This is a genomic window from Vibrio sp. 2033, assembly GCF_033339735.1.
Genome location: NZ_JAWOVC010000843.1, coordinates 1 through 517 on the forward strand (window position 1 = coordinate 1; position 517 = coordinate 517).

General features: G+C 47.4%; 1 protein-coding gene. It reads right to left on the reverse strand.

Going from position 1 to position 517, the window contains the following annotated elements; translation table 11 throughout:
- Positions 1–517, reverse strand: a 517-nt coding sequence (ispD, locus tag R7P74_RS29405; protein ID WP_318124275.1) for a 2-C-methyl-D-erythritol 4-phosphate cytidylyltransferase, incomplete at both ends; no start/stop codon positions are given.

Consider the following 517-nt stretch of genomic DNA (forward strand, 5'->3'; position numbering starts at 1 on the left):
CCTTGGACTAAAGCTGGCGTTTCTCCCAACCACTCTAAAGCCGATGCTTCATCAGTGATCGCAACACCTTGCTGCAATGCGTCTGCCAGTGCTCTTGTTAGCTGCTGAGTTTTAAACATTTGTGGAGTAAGTGCATGCCACAATGCTTCTCTGTCTACGGTATGATCGATGTTGTTTTCTTTGTTCGCTCGTTTCATTGTATCTCTCACGGGCGAGGCAAGAATGCCACCAGTAGGATGAGCACAACAAACATCAATCAGACGATCAATATCGTTTAATGTTACGCAAGGTCTCGCGGCATCATGGACCAGAACCCATTCACACGGAAGCTGCGCACTTACATAGTTTAGCCCTGAAAGCACTGAATCGGCTCTTTCTTTACCACCAGCGACACGTATTACGTCTGGGTGCAGGGCAATCGATAGTTCAGGGTAGTATGGGTCACCTTCTGTAACCGCAACCACAACTTTCGCGATTTGAGGGTGAGCAAGCAGTTTCTCTACAGTATGTTCCAATA